Origin of the sequence: Streptomyces sp. NPDC018019, assembly GCF_044327805.1 — a bacterium.
Taxonomy (GTDB): Bacteria; Actinomycetota; Actinomycetes; order Streptomycetales; family Streptomycetaceae; genus Streptomyces.
Genome location: NZ_JBIRGD010000009.1, coordinates 127,763 through 143,465, shown reverse-complemented (window position 1 = coordinate 143,465; position 15,703 = coordinate 127,763). Strand labels below are relative to the sequence as shown.

The 15,703-nt window shown below is 71.8% G+C and carries 13 protein-coding genes and 1 tRNA gene; 3 read left to right on the top strand and 11 right to left on the bottom strand.

Going from position 1 to position 15,703, the window contains the following annotated elements; genetic code table 11:
• Positions 1-41 precede the first annotated feature (41 nt).
• The 3 genes from ACH4FX_RS17385 to ACH4FX_RS17375 all read right to left on the bottom strand — a co-directional run bounded on the left by ACH4FX_RS17385 (position 42) and on the right by ACH4FX_RS17375 (position 5,192).
• Positions 42-1,907 carry a tetratricopeptide repeat protein gene (locus ACH4FX_RS17385; RefSeq protein WP_398479724.1) on the bottom strand — a complete coding sequence of 622 codons (1,866 nt, stop codon included), beginning with the start codon at positions 1,905-1,907 and terminating at the stop codon, positions 42-44.
• A 219-nt stretch (positions 1,908-2,126) separates the two neighbouring features.
• Positions 2,127-2,200: transfer RNA gene (locus ACH4FX_RS17380), tRNA-Met, on the bottom strand.
• Positions 2,201-2,267: 67 nt separating this feature from the next.
• Positions 2,268-5,192 carry a UPF0182 family protein gene (locus ACH4FX_RS17375; protein ID WP_398479985.1) on the bottom strand — a complete coding sequence of 975 codons (2,925 nt, stop codon included), beginning with the start codon at positions 5,190-5,192 and terminating at the stop codon, positions 2,268-2,270.
• A 136-nt stretch (positions 5,193-5,328) separates the two neighbouring features.
• Here ACH4FX_RS17375 and ACH4FX_RS17370 point away from each other — a divergent pair, with 136 nt between their 5' ends.
• Positions 5,329-5,883 (top strand): PPA1309 family protein, encoded by a 555-nt coding sequence (locus tag ACH4FX_RS17370; protein WP_398479722.1) that lies wholly within the window; start codon positions 5,329-5,331, stop codon positions 5,881-5,883.
• Positions 5,884-5,971: 88 nt separating this feature from the next.
• On the opposite strand, the gene ACH4FX_RS17365 is transcribed toward ACH4FX_RS17370, so the two are convergent.
• From ACH4FX_RS17365 to ACH4FX_RS17350, 4 genes are all read right to left on the bottom strand, one after another.
• Complete coding sequence (locus tag ACH4FX_RS17365; protein WP_398479720.1) at positions 5,972-7,063, bottom strand: PDZ domain-containing protein; 1,092 nt, start codon at positions 7,061-7,063, stop codon at positions 5,972-5,974.
• Between the two features lie 152 nt (positions 7,064-7,215).
• Complete coding sequence (locus ACH4FX_RS17360; RefSeq protein WP_030662384.1) at positions 7,216-7,395, bottom strand: hypothetical protein; 180 nt, start codon at positions 7,393-7,395, stop codon at positions 7,216-7,218.
• Between the two features lie 161 nt (positions 7,396-7,556).
• Positions 7,557-8,018, bottom strand: a complete 462-nt coding sequence (locus ACH4FX_RS17355; RefSeq protein ID WP_398479718.1) for a molybdenum cofactor biosynthesis protein MoaE — start codon at positions 8,016-8,018, stop codon at positions 7,557-7,559.
• A 148-nt stretch (positions 8,019-8,166) separates the two neighbouring features.
• Positions 8,167-9,318 (bottom strand): SDR family oxidoreductase, encoded by a 1,152-nt coding sequence (locus ACH4FX_RS17350; RefSeq protein WP_398479717.1) that lies wholly within the window; start codon positions 9,316-9,318, stop codon positions 8,167-8,169.
• Positions 9,319-9,510: 192 nt separating this feature from the next.
• Here ACH4FX_RS17350 and ACH4FX_RS17345 point away from each other — a divergent pair, with 192 nt between their 5' ends.
• On the top strand, positions 9,511-10,995 hold the full coding sequence (locus ACH4FX_RS17345) for a zinc-dependent metalloprotease (RefSeq protein WP_398479715.1): 1,485 nt from the start codon (positions 9,511-9,513) through the stop codon (positions 10,993-10,995).
• On the top strand, positions 10,992-11,516 hold the full coding sequence (locus ACH4FX_RS17340; RefSeq protein ID WP_398479713.1) for an NUDIX hydrolase: 525 nt from the start codon (positions 10,992-10,994) through the stop codon (positions 11,514-11,516). Before ACH4FX_RS17345 ends, ACH4FX_RS17340 begins: the two co-directional genes overlap by 4 nt.
• A gap of 90 nt (positions 11,517-11,606) precedes the next feature.
• Here the strand turns inward: ACH4FX_RS17340 and ACH4FX_RS17335 are convergent, their stop codons facing one another.
• From ACH4FX_RS17335 to ACH4FX_RS17320, 4 genes are all read right to left on the bottom strand, one after another.
• On the bottom strand, positions 11,607-12,365 hold the full coding sequence (locus tag ACH4FX_RS17335) for an AIM24 family protein (RefSeq protein ID WP_398479711.1): 759 nt from the start codon (positions 12,363-12,365) through the stop codon (positions 11,607-11,609).
• Between the two features lie 21 nt (positions 12,366-12,386).
• Complete coding sequence (locus ACH4FX_RS17330) at positions 12,387-13,070, bottom strand: AIM24 family protein (protein WP_398479709.1); 684 nt, start codon at positions 13,068-13,070, stop codon at positions 12,387-12,389.
• Between the two features lie 11 nt (positions 13,071-13,081).
• Positions 13,082-14,818: a TerD family protein gene (locus ACH4FX_RS17325; RefSeq protein ID WP_398479707.1), complete on the bottom strand. Its 1,737-nt coding sequence runs from the start codon at positions 14,816-14,818 to the stop codon at positions 13,082-13,084.
• A 112-nt stretch (positions 14,819-14,930) separates the two neighbouring features.
• Entirely contained in the window at positions 14,931-15,530 is a 600-nt protein-coding gene (locus ACH4FX_RS17320; RefSeq protein ID WP_398479705.1) for a M48 family metallopeptidase, read from the bottom strand.
• Between the last annotated feature and the right edge of the window lie 173 nt (positions 15,531-15,703).

The window sequence follows — 15,703 nt, the reverse complement described above, 5'->3', positions numbered from 1 at the left end:
GGGCTGCGCGCCCGCAGCGCCCTGTACGGTACCGGCCGGGCTTACGCCGTCAGCTCCTCCTGGAGCGCCTCGCGCAGCCGCGCCGCGCGCTCCGCCACCTCCGGCGGCCCCAGCTCCACCGCCCGGCGGCACCACTGATGCCCCTCGGCGAGCGCGCCGCGCCGGGCGGCGAGCAGCGCCAGGCGCAGGGCCGCGCGTCCGTGGCCGTCCTCGGCCGCACGGGTCCACCACAGCGCGGCCTCCGGCAGGCTGCCCTCGCGCGCCAGGAGGAGGCCGAGGTTGAAGGCGCCGTTGCGGCTGCCCGCCTCCGCCGCCGCGCGGTACCAGCGCGCGGCCTCGACCACGTCGCCCCGCGCCGCCGCGAACATGCCAACCCGGACCTGGGCGCGCCGGTGCCCTTGGTGCGCGGCGTGCTCGTACCACCGGGTGCACTCGTCGTCCTGCCGCCGCTCGACCGCACCGCCGTCGCGGCGGTCCAGCAGGTCGGCCAGGCGGAACGCCGCCTCGGCGCTGCCGCCCTCCGCCGCGCGGCGCAGGTTCCGTTCGGCGGCCTCCGTGTCACCGTCGCGCAGTTGGACGATGGCGACCTGGAGGGCGGCCTCCGTGTGCCCGGCCGCCGCGGCGCGCTCGTACCACTCGTGCGCCGTCCGCTCCGCGCCGCGCTCCGCGTACAGGATGCCCAGGTTGAAGGCGGCGTCCACGCTGCCCGCCTCGGCGGCCTTGGAGAACCACGGCTCGGCGCCGGCCGAGTCGCCGCGCTGGAGCAGCATGATGGCGAGCGCGTTGGCGGCCTCGCGGTGCCCGGCATAGGCGGCGCGGCGGTACCACTGCTCGCCGCGGCCGTCCCGGCCCTGCTCGGCGCAGAGCAGGCCGATGTTGTACGCGCCGTTCACATCACCCGCGTCCAGTGCGGCGCGGTACCAGCGCTCGGCGGTCTGCGTCTCGCCGCGGTCGGCGTGCAGCGCGCCCAGCGCGTTGGCCGCGTTGCCGTCGCCGTCCTGGGCGGCGCGGCGCCACCACTCGGCGGCGCTCTCCTCGTCGCCCGCGTCGCGCAGCAGGAAGCCCAGGGCGCAGGCGGCCCGCGCCTCCCCGCCCTTGGCGGCGGTCAGGTACCAGCGGCCGGCCTCCTGGGTGTCGCCGCGCTCCTCCAGGAGCGTGCCCAGGTGCAGGGCGGCGCGGCGGTGCCCGCGGGCGGCGGCCTGGCGGTACCACTGCTCGGCCTCGGCCTCCCCGGTGGCGTCGCCGCCGCCCACCGCCTTCGTGCGGTCGTCCAGCAGGCGCGCGAGGCGGTACGCGGCCTCGCGGTGCCCACGCTCGGCGGCGGCCCGGAACCAGCGCTCGGCACCCACGTCACCGCGGTGCTCCAGGAGGTCGGCGAGGGCGTACGCGCCCAGGCAGTGGCCCGACTCGGCGGACTGGCGCAGCCAGTATTCGGCAGCGGGCTCGTCGCCGCGCTCACGGTAGTAGCGGCCCAGCGCGTGGGCGGCCGCGGCGGAGCCGGCGACGGCCGCGATGCGCCACCAGCCCGCCGCCTCGTCCGCGTAGCCCCGCTGGTGCAGGAGGACGCCCAGGTTGTTGGCGGCGGCCCGGTCGCCCGCCGCGGTGGCGGAGCGCAGGTACGGTTCGGCGCCGTCCAGGTCGCCACGGCGCAGCAGCAGCGCGCCCAGCACGCTCATGGACCCGGTGTCACCGGCCTCGGCAGCCCGGCGGTGGCCGGCTTCGCTCACGGCTTCGGACGCCTCCGCCGCGGCGTCGGCCTCGATGGCGTCCAGCGGCAGCCGGTCGTCACGCTGGTCCGGAAGCACGGTCTCCCGTCCGTCCGGCGTTCTGGATGCGCGCCCGTCGTCGGGCGCGTGCACAAACCGGCCTGTCTCCAACAACCTTGCCTTGTCCCCCATGAGGGCCATCGTCGCACCACCCGCAACCCGCGTACACCTGGTATACCGCAGCCAGTGAGGTCACTACAGCGTTTTGTCGACTTCCCGATACAGAGACATGCCAAACTCCGTACCCTCCAGTTCCGTTCACACCTGAAGAAGACGCGCCACCCCGGGCGTGTCGCCCGGCGACGCCGCACCACACATGACGAAGGCCCGGATCCCAAGGATCCGGGCCTTCGTTTCCAGTAGCGGGGACAGGATTTGAACCTGCGACCTCTGGGTTATGAGCCCAGCGAGCTACCGAGCTGCTCCACCCCGCGCCGTTGTGTATCCACGGTACCACGGCACGGAGGTGGGCCCGGCCCGCATGGGGGCCGGGCCGCCGTCTCAGCCGCCGCCGGTGCCGCCGTTCTTGCCGGCGTCACCCTTCTGCGCGGCCTTCTTCGCCGCCTCGGCGGCCCGGTCCAGGGCCGCCTTCAGCTTCTTCTGCGCCTCGCCGTAACCGGCCCAGTCGCCTTCCTTGCGGGCCTTCTCGCCGTCCTCGTAAGCCTTCACGGCGTCGTCGAGGGCCTGCTGGGCCGTCTGGTCGGCCGGCGGCTGCTTGCCCGTGTCGCCCTCGCCGGACGGCGGTTGCTCCGTACCGGAGCCCGGCGGCTTCTTGCCGAACACGACGTCCAGCGCCTCGTCCAGGTTGTTGCCCAGCACCGGGTCGTTCTCGCCGTAGCTGACCAGCACCTTCTTCAGCAGCGGGTAGTTGGTGCCGGCGCCGCGCAGATAGACCGGTTCGACGTACAGCAGGCCGCCGTTCATCGGGACGGTGAGCAGGTTGCCGTACTCGATCTCGGAGTCGCCGAGCTTCTTGAGGATGTTCAGCTCATTGGCGATCTTCGGATCGGAGTTGAACTTCGACTGGACCTGCTGCGGCCCGGGCACCGGCGTCTGCGACGGCAGTTTCAGCACTCTGATCTTGCCGTAGTCGGCGCTGGTCGCGTTGGCGTCCACCGCCATGAACGCACCCAGGTTGTCGCGCTTGTTGGGCGTGAACGTCGTGGTCAGCGCGAAGGTCTGGGCCTTCTGGTCGGGCATCTTCAGGCTCTGGTAGTACGGCGGCACCGAGTTGCCCGACTTGTTCGTCGGGTCGTTCGGCACCTGCCAGCGCTCGCTGCCCGTGTAGAAGGTGTTCGGGTCGGTGACGTGGTACGTCGTCAGCAGCTGGCGCTGCACCTTGAAGAGGTCCTGCGGGTAGCGCATGTGCTCCATCAGCGACTTGCTGATGGCGCTCTTCTTCTCGACCGTCCCGGGGAACGACTTCATCCAGGTCTTCAGGACCGGGTCCTTGGTGTCCCACTGGTAGAGCTTGACCGAGCCGTCGTAGGCGTCGACCGTCGCCTTGACCGAGTTGCGGATGTAGTTGACCTGATTCTGCTGGGCGACGACCGCCCGCTGACCGTCGGTGAGCGAGTCGGCGGTGGTGTCGCCGAGCGTGGTGCGCGAGGCGTACGGATAGCCGTTGCTCGTCGTGTAGGCGTCCACGATCCACTGGATCCGGCCGTCGATGACCGCCGGGTAGGCGTCACCGTCGATGGTCAGCCAGGGGGCGACCGCCTCCACGCGCTCCTTGGGCGTGCGGTTGTACAGGATCCGCGAGCCCTCGCCGATGGCGCCCGAGTAGAGGATCTGCGGCTCGCCGAACGCCACCGCGTAGGCGGCGCGGTTGATCGGGTTGGCGAGGTTCACCCCGCTCTTGCCGGTGTAGCTGTAGCTCTTCTCGCCGCTCTTGTCGGAGGAGTAGTCCAGCTCCTTCTGCGGCCCGCCCACGATCGAGTACTGGGTGGTCTTCTCGCCGTAGTAGACGCGCTGCTCGTACGGCCCGAACTGGCCCTTCGAGGGCAGCTCGCTCTCGGTGTAATCGGGCTCGCCGCCCTCGGCGAACGTGGTGCCCTTGGCGGCCACCGCGCCGTACCCGTGGGTGTACTTGAAGTGGTCGTTGATCCAGTTCCGCTCGGAGACGCCGTTGAGGTTCAGCTCGCGCAGACCGATGACGGTGTCCTGGTCCTTGCCGTCCTTGTCCTTGTAGCGGTCGACGTCGAGGGTGGACGGGAACTGGTAGTAGCTGCGGACCTGCTGGCGCTGCTGGAAGGCCGGGGAGACCACGTTCGGGTCGAGCAGGCGCACGCTCGCGGTGGTGTCGGCGGCGTCCCGCAGCTTCCGCCGGTCCGCGTCGTCCTTCGGCTTGTAGTTGCCGTCGTACCCCTGCACGTCGACACCGTTGATGTCGTACGCGTCACGGGTCGCCTTGATGTTCTGCTTGATGTACGGCGCTTCCTTGGCCTGCTCGTTCGGCTGGACCTGGAACTTCTGCACGATGGCCGGGTACAGGCCGCCGATGAGGACCGCGGAGAGCACCATCAGGCCGAAGCCGATGACCGGCAGCTGCCAGGTGCGCCGCCACAGCGTCGCGAAGAACAGCACCGCGCAGATCGCCGCGATGAAGAACAGGATCGTCTTCGCCGGCAGATAGGCGTTGGCGTCCACGTAGCGCAGGCCCGTCCAGCCGTCGGCGGACTTCAGCCCGCTGGACTTGACCGCGAGGCCGTACCGGTCGAGCCAGTACGCGATGGCCTTGAGCGTCACGAAGATGCCCAGCACCACGGACAGGTGTCCGGTGGCGGCGGCCGTCGCGCGCGAGCCGGGGCTCGTGACGCGCAGCCCGCCGTACAGGTAGTGGGTGAGGGCCGCGGCGATCAGGCACAGCACCGCGCACGCGAAGCCGAAGCTGAGCAGGAAGCGGTACCAGGGCAGGTCGAAGGCGTAGAACGAGACGTCCTTGCCGAATTGCGGGTCCTGCTGGCCGAACGGCACGCCGTTCACCCACTGGAGCCACGTACGCCACTGGCCGGAGGCCGACGCGCCGGCGATCAGGCCCACCACCGCGGTGACCGCGATCAGCGCCCACTTCTTGTACGGCGCGATGCCCATCCGGTAGCGGTCCAGGCTCTGCTGCTCCATGGACATCGCGCTCAGCGGCGGCCGCAGCCGGTGCGCCAGCCAGATGTTCACCCCGACCGCGGCGGCCATCAGGAAGCCGAAGGCGAAGAACAGACCGATCTTCGTCCACAGCGTGGTGGTGAAGACGGAGGAGTACTTGACCGACCGGTACCAGAGCCAGTCGGTCCAGAACCCGGAGAACATGACGAAGAGCATGGCCAGCACCGCCAGCACGCCCAGTGTCATGAACAGGGTCCGGACCCGCCGGGACGGTCGGCCGACTCTGATCCGTGGCCCAGTCGGGCCTCCGCCGCGGTCCGGCATCTGGAAAGCCAAGGTGCGCACCTCGAAGTTCGCTGTCGTATGGAGCAGGCCCGGCGATAGTAGGACCCACTGATGCAACTTACTAAGGCTTTACTCGGTTCCCGTTTTCCGGGGTCCGCAGGGCACGATATTGGGCATGAACAACCTTCCTGTCGACGGCACCCCCCTCGCCGCCAGCCCGCTGACCCGCGCCGTGCTCGAAATCGACGAGTACGCCGCCGGGCTCGGCTGGGACCAGCCCGCCCGCCTCTTCGCCCTCGTGGACACCGCCCGGCTCCGCGAGCAGGAACCTTCGCTCGCCGAGCAGCTGGGCATCGACGACTCCACCACCGCCTCGCTGACCCCCGTGGAACAGGACGAGGTCCCCGCGGACGTGCCGCTGGACGAGTTCCTGGCCACCATCGGCTGGCCGGATGCGGTGGCCGGCTGCGCCATGACGGTGGAGCGGCTGATGCTGCCGCCGTCCGCCGAGGACTCCGTACCGGAGGGCATGGACGAGGCCCAGCTCGCCAAGTGGGTCGCCGGCCACCCGGACCGCCAGGAGGTGCGGATGACGGTGGCGGTCCTGCGGGACGGTGCCCGGGAGTCGGCGCTGCGGCTGCGCGAGAAGGACGCGACGTCCGAGGTGCTGACCGGCTCGCAGCTGGTGCCCGGTCTGGCGGACGCGCTGGCCGCGACCTTCGAGGGCTGACGCCGGGCCGCCCGAGGCCGGGTCCGCGCCCCCGCCCCGGCCCGCGGCCCTGCCGTGACCGGCTCGGAGCCCGTACGAGCCGGGCCGGCTACTTGTTCGCGGGGCAGCTCGGCAGGCCGGCCGTGTCGCCCTTGCGGATCTTCTCCAGGGACCGCAGCGCGTCGCCGATGGTGTCCACCTTCACCAGGCGCAGGCCGTCCGGGTGGTCGTCGACCACGGCCGAGCAGTTGTCCTTGGGCGTGAGGAAGTACTCGGCGCCCTTGTTGCGCGCGCCGACGACCTTCATCGCGATGCCGCCGATCGGCCCCACCTTGCCGTCGGCGTCGATGGTGCCCGTACCGGCCACGAACTTGCCGCCGGTCAGATCCTCGGGGGTGAGCTTGTCGATGATCCCGAGGGCGAACATCAGTCCGGCGCTGGGGCCGCTGACGTCGGCCAGCTTGATGTCCACGTTGAACGGGAACGTGTAGTCGATGCCGGCCTGGATCCCGACTATGGACCGGCCGTCCTTCGCCTTCGTGGTGGTGACGGCGACGTCCTTGGTGGGGCCCTCGGGCCGCTTGCCCTTCTTCTGGGCCGCGGCCGCCTCCTTGGCCGGGATGACCGTGAAGACGGCCTTCTCGCCCGGCTTGTGCCCGGTCACCAGCTTGGCGACGTCCGTGTTGGCCTTGATCTCCGTACCGTCCACGGCCTTGATCACGTCACCGGCGTGCAGCTTCCCGTCCGCGGGGGCGTTCTTGACGACGGATGCCACCACCGTCTGGGAACCGACCGGGATCTTCAGCTGCTTGAACGCCGCCACCTTGGCGCTCTCCAGGGACTGGGTGAACTCCTCGGCGTTCTGCTGGTCGGATTCCTCCGCCGTCTGGCCCTCCGGGTAGAGGATCTTGTGCGGGACCACGATGCTGTCGTGCTTGAGCCAGCCGTAGACCGCCTCGAAGAGGTTCATCTTGTACTCGGCGCCGGTGACCCGGACCGTGACCATGTTCAGGTTGCCGGAGGTGGGATACGTCTTGTGGCCGGAGATCTGCAGCACCGGCTCGCCCTTGTGGTCACCCAGCGTGTTGGTCGTGGGGCCCGGATACATCTCCGAATACGGGACGGGAATCAGCACCCCGGCGCAGAGCAGCGCGATCAGCATCAGGGTCGAGGCGAGCAGCGTCGCGGTGCGGCGTGGCATGGAACGACAGTACGGGACGCCTCCGACACCCGGTTCCCGGGGCCGTCCGTCCGTGGGCGGGCGGGAGCGCGCGAGGGCGCCGGGCAATCGGAGCCACGCCGGCCGCTTGCGGCTGCGTACGCCCGCCACGGCGCCGGCTCACTCCGGCATGCTCATGCCGCGTCGGAACCGGAATGCGCCTTCTCGGGCTTCTCCATCGCCTCCCGGAAGCGCGCGTAGCCCGCCAGTTCCGCGACATCCCCGGTCCTGCGATTGCGTGATGCCCAACTGCTCCACACGACGGCGGCGATGGCGGCCAGAACCGGAATCAGCAACCAGAGGAGCGCTCCCATAGCGGCCTCCCGACCCCTTGTAACAACCGCAACGACGAATAAGCAGATTAACCATCTGCCAGGTCAACGCTTACGCCAGGGGGCGGGTTACGCAACCGGAGCGCGCGTAAAGGCTTTCCCGGCGACCGGCCGGAACGGGCGCCACCGCCCGGAACCGGCCGTCAGCAGGCACCGACCCACTCCTCCGTACCGTCCGAAAAACGCTGGTGCTTCCAGATCGGCACCTCGTGCTTGAGGTCGTCGATCAGCCGCCGGCAGGCCGCGAACGCCTCCGCCCGGTGCGGGCAGGAGACCGCGACGACGACGGCCAGGTCACCGACGGCCAGCTCGCCCACCCGGTGCACCGCGGCCAGCGCGCGTACGGGGTGGTCGGCGGCCACCTTCTCGGCGACGCGGCGCAGTTCGGCCTCGGCGCTCGGGTGCGCCGAGTAACCGAGGCCGGCCACGTCGGCGCCCTGGTCGTGGGAGCGGACCGTGCCGACGAACAGGGCCGTGCCGCCGGCCGCCGGGTCGCCGACGGCCGCGAAGACCTCGTCCAGGGACAGCGGGGTGTCACGGACGGCGAGCAGGCGGATCGGGTCCGCCGTGCCCTGCTCACCCGGGTGGTCATACGTGCCTGGCATGCCCCCATCGTGCCGTACGGAGAGACGCCGCGGAACATGGCCTTTCCACCGGTCCTGCGGAAGGCCGTATGGAGACCCCTACAGGCGGACGGACGCGCGCGGCCCGGCCATCCGTACGAAAGATCCGCCCCGGGCCCGGCCCGCGGCCTCAGATACGGCGGCGGGCCTTGCGGGCGCGGCGCACCAGGGCGGCGGTGCCCAGGAGGGCGACGGTCGCGCCCGCCGCACCGGCCGCGGTGGCGTCCTTGCGGCCCAGCCGGCGGCCCGCGACCGTGTGCCGGCCCGCGACCTCCTCCAGCAGCTCGGCCAGCACCTCTTCGTTCGTCCACCGGGGGCGCCAGCCCGCCTCGTGCAGCCGGCTGCCGCTGACGACCCACGGGTGCATCGTGTACGCCAGGTCCCCGGCGGGCGACGGGGTGAGGCCGATCCGGTGCAGCCGGGCGGCGGCGCCGAGCGCCACCGAGGACGGCAGCTCCATGCGCCGGATCCCGGAGAGCTCCTCGACCTCCTCCTGCTCCAGCCAGCCGTCGCAGCCCACCGCCAGCTCGCCCTCGACCTTCTCCAGCGCGGCGTACAGCAGGGCGCTGACCAGGTCCTCCACATGGCAGAACTGCCAGGCGGGGCGCGAACCGGCGACGACCAGCAGCCGCGGCGACTCGAAGTAGCGGGTCAGCGCGGTGTCCGTGCCGCCCACCAGGACGGTGGGGCGCAGCACGGTGACGTTCAGGCCGGGGTGCGCCCGGGGCGCGCGGTGCGCCAGCCGCTCGATCTCCAGGAGGTCGCCGACCCCGGTGGCGTCGGCGGTGGCGCGCAGCTCGGCGTCCTCGGCCAGCGGTACGTCGTTGTCCGGGAGCGCGCCGTACACCATGGCGGAGGTGCACAGCACGACCCGGTGCACCCCAGCGGCCGCGGCGGCCGTGAGGACCGTCTGCGTGCCGCGCACGTTGTACGCCGTACGGGCCGCGGCGTCGGTCTCCAGGTCGAGATCGACGGCCAGGTGCACGACGACGTCCACGCCGCGCAGCTTGTCGGCGATGGCCGGGTCCCGGACGTCCAGGACGTGCCAGTGCGCCTCGGCGGCCTCACCGCGGCGCTCGTCGATGGCCACCACCCGCTTGACCTCGTCGGACTCGGTCAGCGCCTGGGTGAGCAGGGCGCCCACTCCGGAGGCGGCGCCGGTGACCGCGACGACGGGGCGGCGCAGCGGCCGGGCGGGCGCGCCGCCCGCCTGCTTGCCGGCTTTCTCGGTCTCGGCCGCAGCGTTTCGCGCTGCGCGAACGGTCGGATCTGGGGAACTCACCGGGCGTCTCCAGCGGTTGTCTTCAGTGCGTAGGCGTGCTGACGCGTACGTACCAGGTGCCGTCCATCCTGCCGCAGGCACAAGGACGGCGAAGCACCGAGCCCCGATGCGGGCGGGGTGTCTAGGCTGGAAGAGAATGTCGGGCAGCCGCCGCCGGCCCCGGGCCGGCGGCCCTACGAGCCGAGGAAACCCGTGAGTGACACCCCATTTGGATTCGGCCTTCCGCCGGAGGAGCCGGAGGACGGCGACAACGGCAAGAAGAAGGGCGGCCAGGGAGGTAGCCAGGGCCCCGCGAACCCGTTCGGATTCGGCGGCGGGAGCGGGGCGGACAATCCGTTCGCGGCGCTCTTCGGCGGCATGGGCGGCCCTGGCGGCGAGATGAACCCTGGCGACCTTGGCGCCGCCTTCCAGAAGCTGGGCCAGATGCTCTCCTACGAGGGCGGCCCCGTGAACTGGGACATGGCCAAGGACATCGCGCGGCAGACGGTCGCGCAGGGCACCGAGGACGGCACCAAGGACGCGAGCGTCTCCCCCGGTGAGCGGGCGGCCGTCGAGGAGGCCGTGCGCCTGGCCGACCTGTGGCTGGACGGCGTGACGTCGCTGCCTTCGGGAGCGGGCACGGTGCTGTCCTGGAGCCGCGCCGAGTGGGTCGAGGAGACCCTGCCGGTGTGGAAGGACCTGGTGGACCCGGTCGCCGAGCGCGTCGGCGCGGCCATGGGCGACGTCCTGCCCGAGGAGATGCAGGCCATGGCGGGCCCGCTGCTCGGCATGATGCGCTCCATGGGCGGCGCGATGTTCGGTACGCAGATCGGGCAGGCGCTGGGCGTCCTGGCCGGCGAGGTGGTCGGCTCGACGGACGTCGGGCTGCCGCTGGGACCGGCCGGCAAGGCCGCGCTGCTGCCGGGCAACATCGCGAACTTCGGCTCCGGGCTCGGCGTCCCGGAGGAGGAGGTGCGGCTCTACCTGGCCCTGCGCGAGGCCGCCCACCAGCGGCTCTTCGCCCACGTGCCGTGGCTGCGCTCCCACCTGTTCGGCGCGGTCGAGGGCTACGCCCGCGGGATCAAGGTCGACACGACCAAGCTGGAGGACGTGGTCGGCCAGCTCGACCCGCAGCATCCGGAAGAGCTGCAGAACGCCCTCCAGCAGGGCATGTTCCAGCCCGAGGACACCCCGGAGCAGAAGGCGGCGCTGGCCCGTCTGGAGACGGCGCTGGCCCTCGTCGAGGGCTGGGTGGACGCGGTCGTGCACGCCGCCGCCTCCCCGCACCTGCCCTCGGCGGACGCGCTGCGCGAGACGCTGCGGCGACGCCGGGCGACCGGTGGCCCGGCCGAGCAGACCTTCGCCACCCTGATCGGCCTGGAGCTGCGCCCGCGGCGCCTGCGGGACGCCTCGCGGCTGTGGGCCCTGCTGACGGATGCGCGCGGCCTGGACGGACGCGACGCCCTGTGGGAGCACCCGGACATGCTCCCCACGGCCGCCGACCTGGACGACCCGGACGGTTTTGTCCACCACGAGCAGCTGGACTTCTCCGAGCTGGACAAGATGCTCGGGGAGGCCGCGGGCGGTGCCGGGAAGCCGGACCTGACCAAGGAGACCGGCGAGGGCGGCGCCCAGGGCGGCTCCGAGGAGGGCGGCCGGCCCGAGGGCGACGGCGGCAAGGGCGACGACGAGAAGTGAGCCTTCACGACGACGCGGCGCGGGTCCTCAAGGAGTGGCCCGCGCCGTCCCCCGAGCAGGACCGGCTGCGGCTGGCCTACCTGGACCACCTGGCCGCCCACCCGGACGGCATGGTCAAGCCGTGCAAGGACGGGCACATCACGGCCAGCGCCCTGGTGATCGACCCGGCGCGCGGGCGGGTGCTGCTGACGCTGCACCGCAAGCTCAAGATGTGGCTCCAGATGGGCGGCCACTGCGAGCCGGAGGACGCCACGCTCGCGGACGCGGCCCTGCGCGAGGCACGCGAGGAATCCGGGATCACCGGGCTGACGCTGCTGGGCGGGCCGGTGCGCCTGGACCGCCATCTGACGCCGTGCGCGTGGCATCTGGACGTGCAGTACGCGGCCCTGGCGCCGGACGGGGCCGAGGCCGCGATCAGCGACGAGTCGCTGGACCTGCGCTGGTTCCCGTACGACGAGGTGGCGGACGTCGCGGACGACTCGGTCGTCCGCCTCATGGAGCGCACGCGCGCGCTTCTGTAGGACGCTCTGTGGTCGCCCGCGCTCTCTCGTTACGGAGAGAACGCGGGCGGCCGATGCGCGGAACGGCCGGCCTACGAGCAGCCGCGCGCCTCAGTTGGTGAAGATGTTGCCCTGGTTCTGCCCGTGGGCGCCCTGCCGGCCCATGCCGAACTGGGCGGCGAGGCCGGACCCGATGACGGCGTTCTGCGGCGGCAGCAGCTCGCTGGGCTGGACGAGCGCGTAACCCTGACCGAGGAAGCTCAGCTCCCAGCCCTCGCCCGTACCGCCGCGGCGCCGCCACACGCCCGACGCGTGCGTCTGCGCCTGCATCTGCACCCGCAGCGACGCGGACCAGGCGACCACCGCGTCGGCGTCGGCGTTGACGTACTTGTCCGGGGTGACCTGGAGTATCAGCGGCTGGCCCGAGGTCATCAGCACGACCTTGCCCCGGCCGGAGATGTTGAGCTGGTACTTGCCGGTGCCGGAGATCCCGTACTGGCTGTCCACCGAGATCACCTCCCAGTGGAGGCCGGAGTCCAGCGCCAGCACATAGCTGCTGTCCACGGTCAGGCCGTCGTGGTCGACGTCCATGATGTGCACGTACTGGGCCAGGTTGGCCAGGTAGACCGTGCCCTGTCCGGAGACGCGCATCAGGTCGAGGCCCTCGCCCGACATCGCGCGGGCGTGCTGCTGTCCCGGGGTCTGGTGGTTCCCGTCGAATTCGAGCAGGCCCTGGTAGGCGACCATGCTGCCCTTACGGGCGAGCAGGTCCTCGTGGCCCTGTAGGGCGACCCGCAGCAGCTGCGGGTTCTGGAGGGCGAACCGGTCCTGGGTCTGCGCCTCGGTGTAGGCGAAAAGCGGACTCTGCATGATGGCTTGACGTCCTCCCCCTCAGCCCCGGGCCCGGAGCCGGTCGGTGCTGTCCTCACTGGGCTGTACGACGACGAAGCCCTGGCCGGAGAAGCCGAGCTGGTACGCCTCGCCGCTGCCGCGCCCGATCATCGAGGACGCCTTGAAGCTGCGCTTGCCCTTCATCTTCAGGTTGGCCGACCAGGCGACGAGCGCGTCGGGATCGACGTACGTCTCGTCCTCGCCGCGCCCGCAGTCCACCACGATCGGGGTGCCGCGGGAGGTCAGCGCGACCCAGCCGGTGCCCGAGATGCCGACGTTGAAGAGCCCCTGGCCGGCGAACTTGGCCATGCCCTTGACGCGCTGCACGCCCCACTGGAGGTGGGCGTCGAACGCCAGGAGGTTGGTCCCGTTGACGGAGAGCGAGTCGCCGTCCAGGTTGACGCAGACCACGTCCGCCCCGTAGTCGGCGAGGTAGAGCAGGCCGTCGCCGGAGCACTTCATCAGGGGCGCGCCCTCGCCGGTCAGCCACTGGGAGGCCATCTGGCGGACCGCGGGCGGGTTCGGCTCGTACTGGACGAAGCCCTCGTAGGCGACCATCGAGCCGGTGCGGGCGAACACGTCCTGGCCGCTCTGCATGGCGATCTTGACCATCGCGCTGCCGTGGTTCTCCATGCGGGCCGCGGGCACGGTCGGGGCGTAGCCCGGAACTTGCTGTTCGTACATGACGGGCTCCCTCAGACCTCGTAGGGCTGGACGACGATGAAATTACCGGGCGCGCCGCGGAACTGGAGGTTCACGGTCTCGCCGGAGTGGCCCGGGTACGCGCTGCGGCGCAGGCTCACCTGGCTGGAGACGATCACCTGCGCGGCGGCCGACCAGGCGACGACGGCGTTGGCGTCCGCGAAGGTCGTCGGGGTGACCGGGAGGACGACCGGGGTGCCCTGGGTCTTGACGACGACCGTGCCGGTGCCCTGGAACTGCATGGTGAACAGCGCGCCGCCCGGGATGCCGTGCCCCTCGATGCGGCGGACCTCGTGCTGGAGCGACTCGTCGAAGGCGAGCACGCTCTCGGCCGACACGCAGATCGCGTCGCCCTGGAGCTCGATCGGGTGCACGTGGGCGCTGTTGTCGGCGAAGAACACCTGGCCCTGGCCCGTGCAGCGCATCAGCTGCATCTCCTGGCCGGTGGCGTTGCCCACGATGCGGCCCCGGATGCCGGCGCCCTTGTAGCTGAAGTCGACCTTGCCCTGGTAGAGGACCATGCTGCCCTGGCGGGCGAGCACCGGCTGCCCGTCGATGCCGAGGTCGGCGCGGATCAGCTTCTCGTTCTGCGGGGCCCACCGCCGGCCCGTGGGGGCTTCGCGGTACTTGTCCAGGACGACACCGAGGCCCGGCCCCTGGGCGGACGGCTGCCCGTACGGAGCCGCCTGGTCCTGGGGAGCGCCGTACGGGGCCGGGGCCTGCGGGCCGGGGAACTGGCCGCCCGGCTGGCCGTACGGGGCCTGAGGAGGCGCCTGGGGCGGCGCCTGCGGGACTGCCTGGGGCGGCTGGCCGTACGGGGCAGGCGGTGCCTGCTGGTACGGGTCCTGGCCGAATGGCGGCTGCCGGCCGGGGACCTGGCCCGGCTGGCCGGTCGGTGCACCGGGCGGCGCCATCGGGGCCGCGATGGTCGGGGCGCTGTGCACCTGTGGGGCCGGGGGCTGGTGCGGCTGGACCTGCGGCGGAACCTGCGGTTCCGGCTGGGGCGGCGCCGGAGGCCGGGGGGCTCCGTGGGACTGTTGGCCCTGCGGCGCGCCGAAGGCCGGGACGGGTTCCTGCGGAGCGGCGGGCTGTCCCTGATCCGTCGGTACGGCGAAGCCCGGCGCGGGCTCGGCGGCGGCGGGCGGCGCGAAGCCCGGCACGTCGGCCTGCGGGGCCGGCTCGGGTGCTGCCGCGGGCTCCTCCTCGGCGACCTCGCCGCCGAAGTTCTTCAGCAGCGCCTCCAGGCCGCCGTCGAAGCCCTGCCCGACCGCGGCGAAGCGCCACACGCCCTTCCTGTAGAAGTCGCCGAGCATGACGGCGCGCTCGGTGGTGAACTCGGTGCCGTCGAACGCGTAGCGGGCGACCTCCTCACCACCGGCGACGATGCGCAGGTAGCCCGGCCCGATCTGGGACATCTGACCCGCGCCGTCCAGGGTGGCGGTGAACGAGAGCTTCTGGATCTGCGGCGGAATCCGGTCGAGGGTGACCCGGAACGACTCGGTGTCGCCCGCCTGGGGACCGAGCTGCTGGATCGCGCCCTCGGGCGACGCGGGCTGGTTGAAGAAGACGAAGTACCGGTCGTCGGAGAGCCGCTCGTCCGCGTCGAGCCCGAAGCAGCTGATGTCGAAGGTCAGGCCGGCTCCCGCGATCCGCACGCCCACGTACAGATCCGTGCCGGCCGTCAGATCGCCGATCCTGGCCTTGTGGCCCCGTTGGAATTCCCTGGCCATACGTAACCGACCGTCCCCCCGCTCCGCGCTCTCAATGACGTCGCGCCAGGCTAACCGCTGCCGCCGACGGCGGGCGATGCCGGGGCGCGTCGCGAACCGGGCGGAACCACCCCTATTCCGTACGGGCGGCGGGCACATGCGGCAGCCGCTCCGCCGCGACCACCCCTTCGAGATAGCCGCGCGCCCGCTCCGTTCGCGGGTATGACTCCAGGAGCCGCCAGAAACGCTGTCCGTGACCGGGGACGAGAAGATGCGCCAGCTCGTGCAGGAGTACGTAGTCGATGACGTACTCGGGCATGCCCTGGAGCCGGTGCGAGAGGCGGATGCTGCCCTCGGCGGGCGTGCAGGAGCCCCAGCGGGTGTTCTGGTTGGTCACCCAGCGCACCGTGGCGGGCCGGGCGCGGCCGTCCAGGTACTGGAGCGACAGGCGCTCCGCGCGCTCGGCCAGCTCGCTGTCGCCGAGCCTGCGCTTGCTCTCCTGGGCGGCGAGCTTGTCCAGCATCACCGTCACCCAGCGCCGTTCCTCCGCCTCGGACATCCGGGCCGGGATCAGCACGATGGTGCGGTCGCCCTCGCGGTACGCGGAGACCGTACGGCGCCGCCGCGAGCTTCTGCGCACCTCGACCGCGCTCGTCGCGGAACGCCCGGCCGCGGGGCGCGCGGCGGTCCTGCGTTGCGGGTCTGCGGCTCGGCGCAAAGGGTCGGCGGGCACGCCCCGACGTTACCCGCTGGCCGCGCGGGAAGTCCCGTCCCCCGGTTCTGCCGTGCGACCGAAACACTCAGAGGCAGTCATGGCTTGTATGACTATTGCCTGCCGGCTGTGGACAACTTCCGACGCCCGCCCGGCGGCCGGGGCATGCTGGCAACCGCTGGACGAGAGGCGAT